The sequence below is a fragment of the Maribacter sp. MS6 genome, from assembly GCF_056839185.1.
Map to the genome: position 1 here is coordinate 3,247,091 of NZ_CM166389.1, position 16,012 is coordinate 3,263,102.

Below are 16,012 nucleotides of genomic sequence, written 5' to 3' on the forward strand. Positions count from 1 at the left end.
ATTCTTTGCTTTTTTAAAGGTTTTACGCCATGTTATGAATTGGCAGACTAAAAACAAAAGCTGTTCCTTCATTAGGTTTGCTCCGTACTTTAATACTGGAATTATGCAACTCCATGATTTTTTTAACAATGGCCAATCCAAGTCCCGCGCCCTCTTTTTGTTGTCCAGTCTTCGTTTGTCTATACCGCTCAAAGATTAAAGCTTGATTCTCCAGCAGAATTCCCGGCCCTGAATCTTTTATAGTGATTTCAACACTGTTTTCCTTAGGTACGATACTCAAAATAACTTCGCCGTTTTCTGGGGTAAATTTTAATGCATTGTCCAAAAGGTTTTGAACAGCTCGTTCTACTAGGGAAATATCTGCAAATACCAAAGGTGCGGCCTGCTGCATGTCCAGCTTTAAAGAAATATTCTTTTGTTTGGCGAGTACCTGATAATTTCTGTGTACGTCATTCGCAAGTTCGCTTATGAGAAAGGGTTCCTTTTGAGGTTCAATTTGATTGGCTTCCAACTTCGAATATTCGAAAAGTTGTGCGATTAGTTTGGATAACTTTTCCCCACTGGAATTTATGGTTTTTAAATAATCAGATCTTTGTTTGCTGGTCAATTCGTTATCTTTCATTTGTAGGGTTTCTATATACCCTTGAATAATGGCCAGTGGTGTTCTAAGGTCATGGGAAATATTGGCTATGAGTTCCTGCCGCAGTTTTTCCAACGATTTGATTTTCTCCATATCGGTCAATATGGTATCTGCCATTTGGTTGAAGGTGGTCGTTACGCCTGCTAAGTCACTTTTTTCAGCATTCTCGATTCGGTAGTTTAAATCGCCTTGTTCAAATCGCTTTGCGGCAAACACTAATTCCCTTAAGTTCTTGGTCAGATACCAGACTGACAGTATGCCTAAAATAGCAGCAAAGACTAAAGTGACCAATAAGGTGCCTAATCCTAGTTTTAGGGCATAGCTACCAAAAAGCAGGTCCCTAGTATTCAAATAATCCTGACCTGCCAAGATGATGTAGATATATCCTGCTGCTTCGCCTTTTTGAAATTTGGCGACGGAGAAAACTTGTTGGTTTTCCACATTCTTTGGATCATCGCCAAGAAAGTAGCCCTTACCTTTGGCCGCTATAAAACGTTCTATAGGTTCGGTATTTATGATTTTCTGATTCGTTTCTGGTGCATCATGGTCTAAGACAACGGAATATTGTACGCTACCGTTTAAATCCAAAAGATATACTTCAATCGCTCTGTTCACGGCCATCATATCGTGCATTATATCACCGAACAATGCTTTGTTAATGGCGCCAGTACTATCAATTGGGCTTTGGTTTACAAACTTCTCGTCTATTAAATCTTGGGCTAGATTGGCATGTAACCTTTGTGTGGTCTCATAAAAATAATTGTTGGATAAATAAATAGTCGCTATAGTATATCCTAAGCCCGCCAAAACGAGAATGGCCAGAAAGGAGAAAACCAATTTTTTAATTAGTTTATTGGATAGTATTGATGTGTTCATAGTTCTTCATTGAATTTATAACCAACACCCCAGGTGGTCAGAATATAGGTAGGATGGCTCATATCGGGTTCTATTTTTGCACGTAACCTGTTAATATGAGAATTTACGGTATGTTCGTAGCCTTTGAACTCATAGCCCCAAATCAAATTTAATAATTTGGAACGGTCGTAACTCTTACCCGGGTTTGAGGAGAGTAGAACTAATAGTTCAAATTCCTTTGGGGAGAGATCTACCTTAGTTCCGTTTACCAAAACCTTACGCATATCTATATCTATGGACAAATTTCCGAATCGGCTGGCGTTTTTATTCTCTAGTGTCTGTTTGCTCGTCGTCACCATTTCTTCCCGTCGGAAAACAGCTTTTACCCTAGCTATGAATTCTCGTACGCTGAAGGGTTTCGTTAAGTAATCATCGGCACCGATTTCCAGTCCTAGTACTTTATCGATTTCTTCTGCTTTTGCTGTCAGCATAATGATGGGCGACTTAATATTATGGGCCCTTATCTTTTGACAAACGGCGATACCGTCTATACCTGGTAACATAATATCAAGTATAATAAGGTCGGGAATTAGTTCAATGGCTTTCGTTAAACCAGCATCACCACGGTTCGCAGCGTGAACTGCGCAATTTAGATCTTTTAGGTGTATTTCCAGTAAATGAACGATCTCTACATCGTCCTCAATTATTAATACTGTTCTCATATAGTACGAAATAAAGGGTTAACTATCACGAAAAGTTCACGATCCGTTTAGATAATGGCGCTAATCCGTTAGCATTCAGTCGTAAAAGGAGGAATTTCTAACATCGACCAACTAATTAATTTTATAATTCACTGATAATCAGACGGTAAAGAAATATGATTTTTGTGTGATACTTCTGTTACAGCCTCATGGTTTCTTTGTATCAAATCAAAATACTTAGAACAATGAAAAATTTAAAAACGATTATGATGTTGTTTATTGCAACAGCTATTTTCTGGGGTTGCGCGGATGATGACACCGATGCAACGCCACTTGTATTGAATGCCGGAACGCTTTCCGGCGGCCCTTATTCCTTTGCCGTGGATGGTCAGCCAGATATGGTCAGTGGAATAAGCTTGGATGGTTCGGCGTTAACAGGAAGTTTTCAGAACTATGTAATTACCGATGACGAAAAAAATATACTGGGCTTGCCTCCAACATTATCGGCAGTAGAAGGTGTTGATTTTGATGGTGCCGGTATCGGTTCTTGCTATATTTACCATATTACCTATGAAGAAGGTCTGGCGGGATTGGAGCAGGGAGCCAACCTTGATAATTTAGCCGGTGTTTTTGCATTGTCCAACTTTATTGTTGTTGTCCGGGATGGCTTAAATGCGGGTGCGCTATCGGGCGGTCCTTTTCAATTTTTAGTAGACGGCCAACCTGATATGGTAACAGGCATTACCTTGGACGATTCGGCATTGAACGGAGATACACAGACTTTTGTGATTACGGACGATTCTAAAAATATCTTGGGGCTACCACCCACATTGATGGCGGTTGAGGGAGTAGATTTTGACGGTGCCGGAGTTGGTTCTTGTTACATTTATCACCTTACCTACAGCGGAAGTTTAGATGGTTTGGAGGCTGGTGGAAATTTGGATGACCTAATGGGAAGCTTTAGTCTATCCAATTTCATAGAGGTACAACGAAATGGTCTAAACGGAGGTGTTTTGTCTGGAGGTCCATACGATTTTACGGTAGACGGTACTCCTGACATGGCCACAGACTTGGCCTTGGACAATAGTATGGTCAATGGAACGAATACTGGTTTTGTAATTACCGATGCAGATTTGAACATTTTAGGTTTACCGCCAACATTAGCCGCTGCGCAAGGCGTAGATTTTGATGGTGCCGGGGTTGGTGTTTGTTTAATATGGCATATCACTTATGAAGAGGGAATAGTAGGATTAGAGGCAGGTGGTAATGCCGGAAATTTAGATGGATTTTTTGCCTTGTCCAATTCCATTACGGTTACTAGAAATGGCTTGAACGCAGGTGTGATTTCGGGTGGACCTTATGAATTTATCGTGGACGGTATGCCAGATATGGTAAGCGGAATTTCTTTGGACGATACAAGTTTAACAGGTACAACACAAACATGGGTTATTACGGATGATCAAAACAATATCCTTGGTCTTCCTCCGATGCTTTCAAATGTTGAAAGCGTAGATTTTGACGGAGCAGGAGCAGGTGTTTGTTTGATATGGCACTTGACCTATGAAGAAGGATTGACAGGCCTGGCAGCCGGGAACAATGTAGCGGATTTTGAAGGGTTTTATGGTTTGTCCAATCCAATTACGGTAACCAGAAATCCGTTGGAGGCTGGAACTTTATCCGGCGGGCCTTATACGTTTACAATGGATGGCACACCAGATATGGTCAATGGCATCATGTTGGATGCGTCTAATTTAAATGGTACGAATCAGACCTATGTAATTACCGATGATGCAGGCAATATATTAGGACTTCCACCTACATTGGAGGCCGTTGAGGGAGTGGATTTTGACGGAGCCGGTATCGGGGTTTGTTACATTTGGCACTTAACCTATGAGGATGGATTAACGGGCTTGGTCGCCGGACAAAATGCAAGTGATTTGGACGGATTCTTTGACCTCTCAAATTTTATCATGGTAACTAGACTTGGCGACTAAAAATTGCTATGAGGAAGAATTTAGTTTAATGTTTAGTTTTACCACGAAAAAGCCCAAACGCAAGTTTGGGCTTTTATTTTTCGGATCAAATTGAAGGGAGGTATTTAAGAACCTTTAAACCGCTACAGCACCTTTAATATGTGGATGCGGATTATAATCCGTTAGCGTAAAATCTTCAAATTTGAAATCAAAAATATCCTTTACATCCGGGTTGATACTCATTTTTGGTAAGGGCCTCAACTCTCGTGATAGCTGTAATTCTACTTGTTCCATGTGGTTGTCGTAGATATGCGCGTCTCCAAACGTGTGAATAAAGTCTCCTGGCTTATAACCACATACCTGGGCCATCATCATCGTAAATAATGCATAGGATGCTATATTAAAGGGAACGCCTAAAAAGATGTCCGCGCTTCGTTGGTATAGTTGACAACTCAATTTGCCATCCGCGACATAAAACTGAAAAAATGCATGGCATGGCGGTAATGCCGCTTTGTTATTCGCTACATTTTCTGCAAAGGATTTTGAGGTATCCGGCAAAACACTGGGGTTCCAGGCCGAGACCAGCATCCTTCTGCTATTTGGGTTGGTTTTTAAGGAATGTACCACTTCTTTAATCTGGTCTATCTCGTCATCGTTCCAATTGCGCCATTGCTTTCCGTATACAGGACCTAGGTCTCCGTTTTCATCAGCCCAATCATTCCAGATGCGCACACCATTTTCTTTAAGGTATTTAATATTTGTATCTCCTTTTAAGAACCACAGTAGTTCATAAACGATGGATTTTAAATGTAATTTTTTGGTGGTGACCATAGGAAAACCTTTACTGAGATCAAATCGCATCTGGTATCCAAAAACACTTTTGGTACCAGTACCCGTTCTGTCTCCTTTTTGATTTCCCTCTGTTAAAACATGTTGTAATAAATCGTGGTACTGTTTCATGTATATAAGTTGGCCTATAGTTAATGAAAAGCATAAAAGCTAATGCTCCAAATCAATGTTAGGATTTCTATTTCGTTGCTGTAAAAATAGAATTTTAGAGGGACTATAGGCTCGGAATTGTCAAACGGTTATCAAAATTTATTAACCAATGTTTTTTATTAATTTTTGCTGATTTTTTGATAGCCTATGATTTTTCCTTCACTACTGATTGCTACATAATATAAACCGGTGGCAAAGGTTGAAACGTCAATATCGATAATACGACTATTCGTATAAAACATGTTCCTAAGTAACTGTCCAGAAGAATTTACCAGGCTAATATCTACTTGGTTCAGCAGCTTGCCTAAATCTATAGCTAGGCTTTTACTTGTAGGATTAGGATATAGTGTAATTTTAATGTCATTGGAAAAAGGAGTCAACTGTGCCAAAGTATAACCAACTCCCGGTTGCTCACATGAAACAATAAATTCCATGTTATCTGCGGTCCCGTCATTATTTGCATCCAGATACCAAAGTGTTTCAGGATTTAATTCTGCATCTGTATCGTCACAATCGGTCGTTGGTATTGCTGTATTGTTATATCCGGTTCCGGGGCTGTTACAGCTTTCCACCGTGGGCAATACGGCATAGCCGTCCCCGTCGGCATCCAGGTACCATGTGGAGACTTGGAAAACTTCGGCATCTGTATCGTCACAATCGGTCGTTGGTAATGCTGTATTGGTATATCCGGTTCCGGGACTGGTACAGCTTTCCACCGTGGGCAATATGGCATAGCCGTCCCCGTCGCCATCCAGGTACCAAGTGGAGACTTCGAAAACTTCGGCATCGGTATCGTCACAATCGGTCGTTGGTATTGCTGTATTGTTATATCCGGTTCCGGGGCTGTTACAGCTTTCCACCGTGGGCAATACGGCATAGCCGTCCCCGTCGGCATCCAGGTACCATGTGGAGACTTGGAAGACCTCGGCATCTGTATCGTCACAATCGGTCGTTGGTATTGCTGTATCGGTATATCCGGTTCCCGGACTGTTACAGCTTTCCACCGTGGGCAATACGGCATAGCCGTCCCCGTCGGCATCCAGGTACCATGTGGAGACTTGGAAAATATCGGCATCGGTATCGTCACAATCGGTCGTTGGTAATGTTGTATCGGTATATCCGGTTCCGGGACTGGTACAGCTTTCCACCGTGGGCAATGCGGCATAGCCGTCCCCGTCGGCATCCAGGTACCATGTGGAGACTTGGAAGACCTCGGCATCTGTATCGTCACAATCGGTCGTTGGTATTGCTGTATCGGTATATCCGGTTCCCGGACTGGTACAGCTTTCCACCGTGGGCAATACGGCATAGCCGTCCCCGTCGGCATCCAGGTACCATGTGGAGACTTGGAAGACCTCGGCATTTGTATCGTCACAATCGGTCGTTGGTATTGCTGTATCGGTATATCCGGTTCCCGGACTGTTACAGCTTTCCACCGTGGGCAATACGGCATAGCCGTCCCCGTCGGCATCCAGGTACCATGTGGAGACTTGGAAAACATCGGCATCGGTATCGTCACAGTCTGTTAAAGGAAGGACGGTCGTTGTGTATCCTGGTCCTGGACTACTTATACTAGTAACCGTAGGAGAAATGGCGTATCCGTCCCCATCGGCATCCAAGTACCAGACTTGCTCAGAACTTGCTCCTAGATTTTCTTTTAATGCAATGACAATTGTGGTCGATTTTCCAAACCCAACTTCAATCCCTGCGGCATCGGTCTGGGTTGTAGCTCCATTTGCGCTATTCGGGTGTTGAATCGACATGAAAAGAAATCGATTGTCCGGAGAAAATGTGATTCCAGTTGGTTCTGCCCCATCAGGAACAATACCAAATAATTCTACCTTAGGGTTCACTTGGGAGTGTCCATTTTTAACTACCCAAATATAATGTTCATCACCATCCTGTAAAACCCAAAGGTTTCCGTCTAAATCAAAAGCTAAATTGTCATTGCCATAGCCCCAATTTAGATTTGTACTCCCGTTTTCATGCGTAATGGGATAGCTTGTGTTGCCAACAAAAGTTTCCATATTCATAACAGAAGTGCCTGTTATAGGGTCGGAATCTTGAAACCTGTACACTCGGTCTTCGCTCTTAACTGCAAAATAGATGTCTCCATCTGGACCGATTTCAACATCTTCAATACCAATAAAATCCGTAGCACCTACAGCGGTGCTTTGAGCTTTGGTGGAATTTCTTTCTTCTTTTGTGGTGTTATTCAAAAGAACCCAATTGCCATTACCATTTTTTGGACCTGTGTACACAAAGAGTTTCCCACCGCTAAGGTCTTGTGCTACGTCTGCCACAAACTTATATAAATATCCAAAGCCTGTATAGTTGTCTGTCCCTTGGTAAACGGTTCTATGATTTGGATGTATGGCTGCATTTTCATGTTTGAAATTCCCCATTGCCCAGCGCTTATCAATGACTGTTTTTGTTACGGGATCTATTTCAACTGCCCACCCTAAATCGTCATAACCATCATTATTGCGATCTAGTTCCGTTACACTATTGCTGGCAAGTAAATCTTTTGAGGTATACTCTTCACAACTAATAATGGTATTCCATGGTGTTACTGTTCCCGAGCAGTTCGCAGCCGTGCCTCCAAAAGCGTTAAAATCTACCGCTTTGGATAGGGTAGTGACCCATAATTTTGTGTTGCTATTGTAGTTAATATCCAATACCGAAACTCCTCCAGGCAGTGTTTCGGCGTTAATACTAAGATACCCATTTGTGCTGCTTCCATTTATGGGTACGTATCCTGTAAAATCGTTATTGCCCATTAGAAAACCGCCCTCGGTCAATGGGTCGCCATGGGATATTATTTTTTGAAACGTATGTGAGTCCGGAATCGTAAATTCAGTCGTTCTGCTGGTTGGTATTACAGATTGAAAATCCCCAATATTCTGTCCAAACAAAAACGAGCTGTAAAAGAAACATAGGAAGTGCCGGATTTTCATATCTGGTTTGAGTTGAGTGAGCTATATAAAGGCTCTTTTTAGAAATTGAAATGGGGAAATTGTAAAATAGGTATTTTAAAATGGGAGTTAATAAAACACCGTTTAAAGGATTGATTATTAGTTTAACGTTTCCATTCGACGACAAACAATAAAATAATACCTATATAACTAATAATTAGCCCAAAATCATCCCAGCTATAGTGGCAGACAATAAAGAGGCCAACGAACCTCCTAAAACGGCTTTCATGCCAAATTCGGATAGGGTTTTTCGTTGCCCTGGTGCTAAAGAACCAATTCCGCCAATCTGAATGCCTATGGATGCAAAGTTGGCAAAGCCACAAAGCATATAGGTTGCCATGATAATGGACTTGTTATATTTTAAATGTGGTAAACTAGCCATATCCTTTAATTCCGCCAGTTGGATGTACCCTACAAATTCACTTGCAGCTAATTTTATGCCCAGTAGCTGTCCCATAAGCATTACGTCTTCTTTGGCTACGCCGATTAGCCACATGAGGGGCGCAAAGACAGTCCCCAAAATCGCTTCCAATGAAAACCGTTGATACGATGTGTTTTCGGCAATCCATTCGTTGAGGTTGGTTAAGTCTCCAGTCCATTCCAATATACCGTTGATCATCGCAATAATGGCGACAAAGACCAATAGCATGGCGCCAACATTAACGGCAAGTTTTAAGCCTTCTGTCGTACCATTGGCAATGGCATCCAGAATATTAGAGCCTATTTTTTCTGAGGAAACACTTACGTCTGTATTTACGGCTTCCGTTTGTGGATATAACATCTTAGAGATGACAATTGCTCCTGGAGCTGCCATCACCGAAGCTGCTAAAAGGTGCTTGGCGAAAAGGAGCTGGAGCGCTTCGTCCTCTCCTCCTAGAAACCCGATATATGCTGCCAGAACAGCTCCAGCGACCGTTGCCATGCCACCGACCATTACGAGAAGAATTTCAGATTTGGTCATCTTTTCTAAATAGGCCTTTATTAACAATGGGGCTTCGGTCTGACCTAAAAATATGTTTCCGGCAACGCTTAAACTTTTTGCTCCCGAAATACCCAAACTTTTGGACAATAGCCAAGCTAATGCTTTTACTACTTTCTGTATCACGCCCAAATAAAATAATAAGGAGGTAAGTGCTGAAAAGAAAATAATGGTGGGCAAAACCTGAAAGGCAAAAATATAACCAAAAGTACCGGTGTCAACCACAAGTCCTTCGAACAAAAACTTACTTCCTGCTCTTGTAAATTCTAAAATACTCACAAAAATTTTTCCTATTTGCTCAAAAATCAATTGAATAAACGGGACTTTTAATACACCAATAGCGATAATAAGCTGTAGGGAAAGGCCCACGCCAACTGTTCTCCAGTTGATCGCCTTACGATTTGAACTGAACAGAAAAGCCAAGATTAGGAGTGATATCATTCCGAGTATACCACGCCAAAGGCTGTTAACGGAAAATCCTTCATTCGGTATTACATCCGTATTGTTTGCGGATACGTCGTTGATGGTCGTTGTGTCCAAAACGGTTTCGGCAGTCTCGTTAAAACCTGGAGTTTGTGCTATAAGTGTAAAGGAAAAAAATATAAAAAGATACAGTAACCAGGTACTTTTCTTCATGTGAAGGGATTTAATTTTAATTCCGCTTGGATATTTCGTCCCTTAGTTTGGCTGCCTTTTCGTAATCTTCGTTTGCAACTGCTTTTGTCAGTTCTTTCTCCAGTTCGTCAATAGAAAGCTCGGTATAGCCGTCGGAGGCTCCTGATTGTATGTGGACTGTTTCTCCTTCTTGAAGGATTTCGTCTACCATGATACTATCTCCGCTAGTTTCATCGGACTCTTTCTCTTTTGACGAGAACTTTAGAAAAATACCTGCTTTGTCCAATATGTTCTTATAGGTAAATATGGGTGCGTTAAACCGCAAAGCTAGCGCAATAGCGTCACTTGTACGTGCGTCAATAATTTCCTCTATGCCATCGCGCTCGCAAATGATACTGGAATAAAAAACGCCATCTACCAGTTTGTGGATGATTACTTGCTTGATAACAATATCAAAACGATCCGAGAAGTTTTTAAAAAGATCATGAGTCAAGGGTCGTGGTGGTTTTATTTCTTTCTCTAAGGCAATGGCAATAGATTGCGCCTCAAAAGCACCGATTACAATAGGTAATTTACGATCTCCTTCAACTTCATTCAATATAAGGGCATAAGCGCCATTTTGTGTTTGGCTATATGAAATCCCTTTTATTTTTAAACGGACTAGACTCATAATTTTTTTAATAAAAAAAAAGGCTGTTCAGATACTTGGGTCGCCAACTATTTGAACAGCCCTTTGCGGGCACAAATTAACAAAAATTAAGCGTTTTGGGCTTTAAAATCCTTTAATTTTTCTATCAATTGCGGTACTACTTCAAATGCATCGCCTACGATTCCATAATCAGCCGCCTTAAAAAACGGTGCTTCCGGGTCTGTATTGATAACCACTTTTGTTTTTGAAGAACTCACACCTGCCAAATGCTGAATGGCTCCGGAAATTCCAATGGCGATGTATAAATTACTTGCTACAGGTTTGCCGGTTTGTCCAACATGTTCTCCATGAGGTCTCCAACCTAAATCCGAAACCGGTTTTGAGCAAGCTGTAGCTGCACCAAGAACGTCGGCCAACTCTTCTATCATTCCCCAGTTTTCAGGACCCTTAAGTCCCCTTCCTGCTGAGACCACGATATCTGCATCGGCAATGGTGGCCTTGCCGATCACCTTATCGATTTCTACCGATTTTGTTGCGAAGGTAGCATCGTCCGTAGTAACGGAAAAGTCTTCCACAACGATAGTTGTTTTATTTTCAATTACGCCAAATGCGTTGTTGGATACGCCAATCACTTTATGGTCTGTATGTATTTGGGTGTGTGCAAATCCTTTGTTACTAAAAGCAGTACGTTTCACAGTAAAAGGTGCCGTAGATTCAGGAGCTGCAACCACATTAGGTACGTATCCCGCGTTTAATAATGCTGCCAATAACGGCGCCATATACTTTGTGTCTGCGCTAGAGCTTACGATTACCGTAGTTGCCGATTCCTGTTTGGCTGCCTGCGTCATCGCTTGGGCATATGCTTTTGCATTAAATGTTTTTAGGGAATCGTCTGCTATATGCAGTACTTTGGCAATTCCATAATCTCCCAATACTTCATTTTCGGTTGCATTAAAAGAAACTGCAGTTGCGGTAGTTCCCAACTGCTTGGCAACTTCGGTTGCGTAGGAAGCTACTTCAAAAGCACTTTTTTTAAATTTTCCGTTTTCGGATTCTGTATATACTAATACTGACATGTTTTTTAATTTTTTAGGGTGAATCTAAAATCGATGTTCGATTAAATTGCTTTTGCTTCGTTATGAAGCAGATTAACCAATTCGTCTACGGTATCTACAAGTTTTACCGCTCCTTTGGGTGCTGGTTTGTCAAAAGATACATCTTCTGTTGTTTTTGTTGTGGAGACAGGCTCTACAACACTTAACTTTTTCTGGCGCGCTTGCATGATGCCGCGCATGTTCGGGATACGTAAATCGCTTTCCTCAACAAGTCCTTTTTGACCGCCTATAACCAAGGGCAGGGTAGTACTAAGAGTTTCTTTTCCGCCATCTATTTCGCGTATAGCTGTTGCTGTAGTACCTTCTATTTCTAAGCTTACACAGGTATTTACGAAGCTCATGTCTAGGAAAGTAGCAATCATCCCTGGAACCATACCTCCATTATAGTCTATAGATTCCCTGCCACAAATCACCAAATCATAACCGCCGCTTTTAATTACTTCCGCAAGTTGTTGTGCCACAAAAAATCCATCAACCGGTTCTGTATTTATTCTGATGGCCTCATCCGCACCAATCGCAAGTGCTTTTCTCATCGTAGGTTCCACGCTTGGGCCTCCAACCGTTGCCACATGAACCGAAGCACCTTGTTTTTCCTTAAACCACATGGCCCTCGTTAATCCAAATTCGTCGTTTGGATTTATAACAAATTGAACGCCGTTGGTGTCGAATTTTGTACCACCGTCGGTGAAGTTTATTTTTGATGTAGTGTCGGGGACATTACTTATACAGACTAATATTTTCATTTGTAAAATACATTTAAAATCAGAAGCACGAAGATAACCATTAATTTTCAAATTTACTATGCATGCATAGTAAATTTTATAAGTTTTTTTGATTCCCTCGAGTGATAGTTTGATATATTATTTGCTATTTTTGTCTCCTTTTAAGGGGAACCTTAAAGCGTTTAAAATTTAAGCAAATGAAAACCTTACAGTTTAGAGAAGCTATTGCCGAGGCAATGTCCGAGGAAATGCGCAGAGATGAGTCCATTTACCTCATGGGCGAGGAAGTTGCAGAATATAATGGAGCTTACAAGGCCTCAAAGGGAATGTTGGACGAATTTGGAGCAAAGCGCGTTATAGATACGCCAATATCGGAACTAGGTTTTGCAGGAATAGGCGTGGGCTCTACAATGACAGGTAATAGACCTATCATTGAGTTTATGACCTTTAACTTTGCCATGGTAGGTATAGATCAAATTGTGAACAATGCCGCTAAGATACGTCAGATGTCAGGCGGACAGTTTCCTTGTCCCATAGTGTTTAGGGGTCCTACCGCCTCTGCAGGCCAGCTGGGAGCTACACACTCTCAGGCATTCGAAAGCTGGTATGCCAATTGTCCTGGGTTAAAGGTTATTGTGCCTTCCAATCCTGCCGATGCTAAAGGATTATTGAAAGCCGCCATCCGTGACGATGATCCAGTTATTTTTATGGAGTCTGAACAGATGTACGGAGATAAGGGTGAAGTTCCTGAAGGAGAGTACACAATACCCATAGGTGTTGCCGATATCCGAAGGGAAGGTTCAGATGTTACTATCGTATCCTTTGGAAAAATTATCAAGGATGCAGATAAAGCTGCCGATGAGTTAGAAAAAGAAGGTATTAGCTGTGAGATTATTGATTTACGGACTATTAAGCCTTTGGATTATGAAGCCGTACTCAAATCGGTAAAAAAGACGAATCGTTTAGTGATTTTGGAAGAGGCTTGGCCATTTGGTAACGTAGCTACCGAAATTACCTACCATGTACAGGCACACGCATTTGATTATTTGGACGCTCCGATAGTCAAAATAAATACGGCCGACACTCCAGCACCTTATTCTCCCGTGTTATTGGAAGAGTGGTTGCCCAATCATGGGGATGTAGTGAAGGCGGTTAAAAAAGTAATGTACAAATAAGATTTTATTTTTGTAAAGTATCTTAGCTTCGTCGACCAAAGGTCGAGGAAGCTTTTTTTGTTTGGAATGCTATTTGTTCCAAGGTTCCCGGATAACTTAAGTAATGAGACACATCTATATTCTTTTTTTGTTTTTCTGCTCGGTTTGGGTTAGCGCCCAGACTAAGGTGGGCGGTATAGTTGTAGATGAGACAGGAGACCCTGTAGCCTTTGCCAATATACTTTTTAAAAATTCTACAGAGGGTACCATTACCAATGATAACGGAAGATTTTACATGGAATCTGATGATGTGCATGACATATTGTTGGTTTCGTTTATCGGATTTGAAAATCAAGAGATTGTATTGGAGAATAAGGTCAACTATGACATGATGATAACCTTGGTAGAAGCGACCGAACAATTAAATGAAGTAATCTTGATTTCAGGCACCCAATCCAAAAAGAATAACCCTGCGGTAGAAATTCTTAAGAAAATATGGGCTAAAAAGCGGCAGAATGGGGTTCGGCAATTCAATCAATATGCTTTTGATAAGTATGAAAAGGTAGAGTTCGATTTGAATACCATCGATAGCGCCTTAATTAAAAGCAAGGTCTTTAGAGGATTGGAATTTGTTTTTCAAGACTTGGATACATCACGCATAACAGGCAAGACCTATTTACCTATATTTTTAAATGAAACTTTTTCCAAAATAAAAGGTGATAACCTATTAAAAGAAGAGAAAGAGGAAGTTCTTGGAAATAAAAATTCGGGTTTTGAAAATAACCAGGCCATTATCGCCTTTGTAAAAGATCTATACCAGAGCTATGACATTTATGATAACTATCTTAAATTTTTCTCTAAAAGTTTTACAAGCCCCTTATCCAGAACCGGTGTAGACACCTATAATTATGCCTTGCGAGATAGTGCATATATTGACAATAAATGGTGTTATAATATCGTCTATTATCCGCGAAGAAAAAACGAGCTTACGTTTAAGGGTGATTTTTGGGTCAATGATTCTACTTGGGCCATTAAGAACATTAATTTGCAAGTGACAAAAAGTGCCAATATTAATTGGGTAAAGGAAATTTACATTGAACAGGATTTTGATGTTGTTAACGATTCTGTATTTCTATTGAAACGGGACTATATGTTGAGTGACTTTAGTTTTCAAAAGAAGGAAGAGTCGCGAGGTTTGTACGGAAAACGTACTACCGTTTATGACAACTATGAATTCAATAAAATCATACCAAAAGAGTTTTATAGGAAATCCAAAAATGTTATAAATCCGGATGCGATGATTACCGATGATGCCTTCTGGCAGAAGAACCGGCTGGAAGAGTTGAACAAGGACGAGTCTGGTATTTATACGCTTTTGGATACCTTAAAAACGGTACCGAAATTCAAGTCTTATTATAATCTCGTAAGTATTTTGGGATCTGGGTATGTTGAAATAGACAAATGGAACCTAGATATTGGTAATGTATATGACCTAGTGGGCTTTAATGAGGCCGAAGGTCCCAGGCTTCGTCTAGGGGCAAGGACTTACATTGGACAAAACGACCCATGGCGTATCGAGGGTTATGCCGCCTATGGATTTACGGATAAAAAAGTAAAGCATGGTATTTCTGGAAAGTTTCTGTTGGATGGGGCAAGTAGGCTTATTGTTTCCGGAGGTTTTAGAAGGGATATTGAGCAAATGGGCGTGAGCCTAACGGCTACCAATGATGTTTTGGGAAGAAGCATTGCATCTTCGGCTTTGTTGACCGTTGGCCAAAATAATAGATTAACCAACATTAATCTAAGTGCGTTCAATGTTGAAATTGAGCCCATTACAAATTTCAGAATACAAGTAGGTAGTACCTTTAGAACCTTGAGTTCCGCGTTGCCCAATGATTTTAGCCTTGATTATGTGGATCCGGAATCTCCCACAGGCATTTCCTCCAAAGTAAGACAGTTAGATTTTAATACCATACTAATTTATACCCCGGGAAAGCAGTCTATTGGTTATGGTGTGGAGCGTAGGGAGATTACAGACCGGTACAGCACATTGTTGCTAAACCTTACAAAAGGTACTAATGGTTTTTTGGATAGCGACTTTAATTACACCAAACTTCAGTTTTCGTATACGAGACCTTGGCAACTTGGGGCATTTGGAAGGTTAAGAAGCACGGTAGAGCTTGGAAAGACTTTTGGAGAAGTACCCTTGGGGTTATTAAGCGTTGTGCCTGGGAATCAAACATTTTTTACCAATTACGGAACTTTTCCAAATTTGGATTTTTATGAATTCGTTACGGATACATATGCTTCGATGCATTTAGAACATAATTTTAATGGAAGACTGTTTTCAAGGATTCCGTTTTTGCGAGCCTTAAACCTTAGGGAAATAGTTGGACTTAGGGGTGTATGGGGAGAGTTGTCCTATGCCAATAGAATTTTGAGTTCGCCTGCGACTATCAATACGCCTTTACGGGCACCGTCTGAACGAATTTATTATGAGTATTCCGTAGGTGTGGGTAATATCTTTAAAATTTTTAGGATTGATTTTAATTTTAGAGGTAATTATTTGGACAATCCTGATGCACGGGCTTTTGGGGTTACAGGTACTTTTGGGTTTAGCTTTTAAACTTCTGGT

11 protein-coding genes are annotated in these 16,012 nt (G+C 41.0%); 3 read left to right on the plus strand and 8 right to left on the minus strand.

Annotated features, from left to right (window positions below; genetic code table 11):
- Window positions 1-22: 22 nt before the first annotated feature.
- Together MS6x_RS14240 and MS6x_RS14245 are read right to left on the minus strand one after the other, a co-directional pair.
- Entirely contained in the window at window positions 23-1,516 is a 1,494-nt protein-coding gene (locus MS6x_RS14240) for a sensor histidine kinase (RefSeq protein ID WP_482603132.1), read from the minus strand.
- Entirely contained in the window at window positions 1,513-2,217 is a 705-nt protein-coding gene (locus MS6x_RS14245; RefSeq protein ID WP_482603133.1) for a response regulator transcription factor, read from the minus strand. Before MS6x_RS14245 ends, MS6x_RS14240 begins: the two co-directional genes overlap by 4 nt.
- A 224-nt stretch (window positions 2,218-2,441) precedes the next feature.
- Between MS6x_RS14245 and MS6x_RS14250 the strand changes: the two genes are divergently transcribed.
- Window positions 2,442-4,190 (plus strand): hypothetical protein, encoded by a 1,749-nt coding sequence (locus tag MS6x_RS14250; RefSeq protein WP_482603134.1) that lies wholly within the window; start codon window positions 2,442-2,444, stop codon window positions 4,188-4,190.
- A 114-nt stretch (window positions 4,191-4,304) separates the two neighbouring features.
- Here MS6x_RS14250 and MS6x_RS14255 read toward each other — a convergent pair whose 3' ends face one another.
- From MS6x_RS14255 to MS6x_RS14280, 6 genes are all read right to left on the minus strand, one after another.
- Entirely contained in the window at window positions 4,305-5,129 is an 825-nt protein-coding gene (locus tag MS6x_RS14255) for a thymidylate synthase (RefSeq protein WP_482603135.1), read from the minus strand.
- 158 nt (window positions 5,130-5,287) lie between these two features.
- Complete coding sequence (locus tag MS6x_RS14260; protein ID WP_482603136.1) at window positions 5,288-8,125, minus strand: alkaline phosphatase PhoX; 2,838 nt, start codon at window positions 8,123-8,125, stop codon at window positions 5,288-5,290.
- A gap of 175 nt (window positions 8,126-8,300) precedes the next feature.
- Complete coding sequence (locus MS6x_RS14265) at window positions 8,301-9,758, minus strand: NupC/NupG family nucleoside CNT transporter (protein WP_482603137.1); 1,458 nt, start codon at window positions 9,756-9,758, stop codon at window positions 8,301-8,303.
- A 16-nt stretch (window positions 9,759-9,774) separates the two neighbouring features.
- Window positions 9,775-10,407, minus strand: a complete 633-nt coding sequence (locus MS6x_RS14270; protein ID WP_482603138.1) for a bifunctional nuclease family protein — start codon at window positions 10,405-10,407, stop codon at window positions 9,775-9,777.
- An 86-nt stretch (window positions 10,408-10,493) separates the two neighbouring features.
- The gene (locus MS6x_RS14275) at window positions 10,494-11,462 is read right to left on the minus strand and encodes an electron transfer flavoprotein subunit alpha/FixB family protein (RefSeq protein WP_482603139.1); all 969 of its coding nucleotides are present in this window, start codon (window positions 11,460-11,462) and stop codon (window positions 10,494-10,496) included.
- A 41-nt stretch (window positions 11,463-11,503) separates the two neighbouring features.
- Window positions 11,504-12,244 carry an electron transfer flavoprotein subunit beta/FixA family protein gene (locus MS6x_RS14280; RefSeq protein ID WP_482603140.1) on the minus strand — a complete coding sequence of 247 codons (741 nt, stop codon included), beginning with the start codon at window positions 12,242-12,244 and terminating at the stop codon, window positions 11,504-11,506.
- A 176-nt stretch (window positions 12,245-12,420) separates the two neighbouring features.
- Here MS6x_RS14280 and MS6x_RS14285 point away from each other — a divergent pair, with 176 nt between their 5' ends.
- Both MS6x_RS14285 and MS6x_RS14290 read left to right on the plus strand, forming a co-directional pair.
- On the plus strand, window positions 12,421-13,398 hold the full coding sequence (locus tag MS6x_RS14285; RefSeq protein WP_482603141.1) for a pyruvate dehydrogenase complex E1 component subunit beta: 978 nt from the start codon (window positions 12,421-12,423) through the stop codon (window positions 13,396-13,398).
- Window positions 13,399-13,501: 103 nt separating this feature from the next.
- Window positions 13,502-16,003, plus strand: coding sequence for a DUF5686 family protein (locus MS6x_RS14290; protein WP_482603142.1), 2,502 nt, complete (start codon window positions 13,502-13,504; stop codon window positions 16,001-16,003).
- Window positions 16,004-16,012 lie beyond the last annotated feature (9 nt).

What these genes read in the sequence shown, in the direction of transcription:
- MS6x_RS14240 (WP_482603132.1), bottom strand. Translation starts at nt 1,516, where the DNA reads ATGAACACATCAATACTATCCAATAAACTAATTAAAAAATTGGTTTTC.
- MS6x_RS14245 (WP_482603133.1), bottom strand. Translation starts at nt 2,217, where the DNA reads ATGAGAACAGTATTAATAATTGAGGACGATGTAGAGATCGTTCATTTA.
- MS6x_RS14250 (WP_482603134.1), top strand. Translation starts at nt 2,442, where the DNA reads ATGAAAAATTTAAAAACGATTATGATGTTGTTTATTGCAACAGCTATT.
- MS6x_RS14255 (WP_482603135.1), bottom strand. Translation starts at nt 5,129, where the DNA reads ATGAAACAGTACCACGATTTATTACAACATGTTTTAACAGAGGGAAAT.
- MS6x_RS14260 (WP_482603136.1), bottom strand. Translation starts at nt 8,125, where the DNA reads ATGAAAATCCGGCACTTCCTATGTTTCTTTTACAGCTCGTTTTTGTTT.
- MS6x_RS14265 (WP_482603137.1), bottom strand. Translation starts at nt 9,758, where the DNA reads ATGAAGAAAAGTACCTGGTTACTGTATCTTTTTATATTTTTTTCCTTT.
- MS6x_RS14270 (WP_482603138.1), bottom strand. Translation starts at nt 10,407, where the DNA reads ATGAGTCTAGTCCGTTTAAAAATAAAAGGGATTTCATATAGCCAAACA.
- MS6x_RS14275 (WP_482603139.1), bottom strand. Translation starts at nt 11,462, where the DNA reads ATGTCAGTATTAGTATATACAGAATCCGAAAACGGAAAATTTAAAAAA.
- MS6x_RS14280 (WP_482603140.1), bottom strand. Translation starts at nt 12,244, where the DNA reads ATGAAAATATTAGTCTGTATAAGTAATGTCCCCGACACTACATCAAAA.
- MS6x_RS14285 (WP_482603141.1), top strand. Translation starts at nt 12,421, where the DNA reads ATGAAAACCTTACAGTTTAGAGAAGCTATTGCCGAGGCAATGTCCGAG.
- MS6x_RS14290 (WP_482603142.1), top strand. Translation starts at nt 13,502, where the DNA reads ATGAGACACATCTATATTCTTTTTTTGTTTTTCTGCTCGGTTTGGGTT.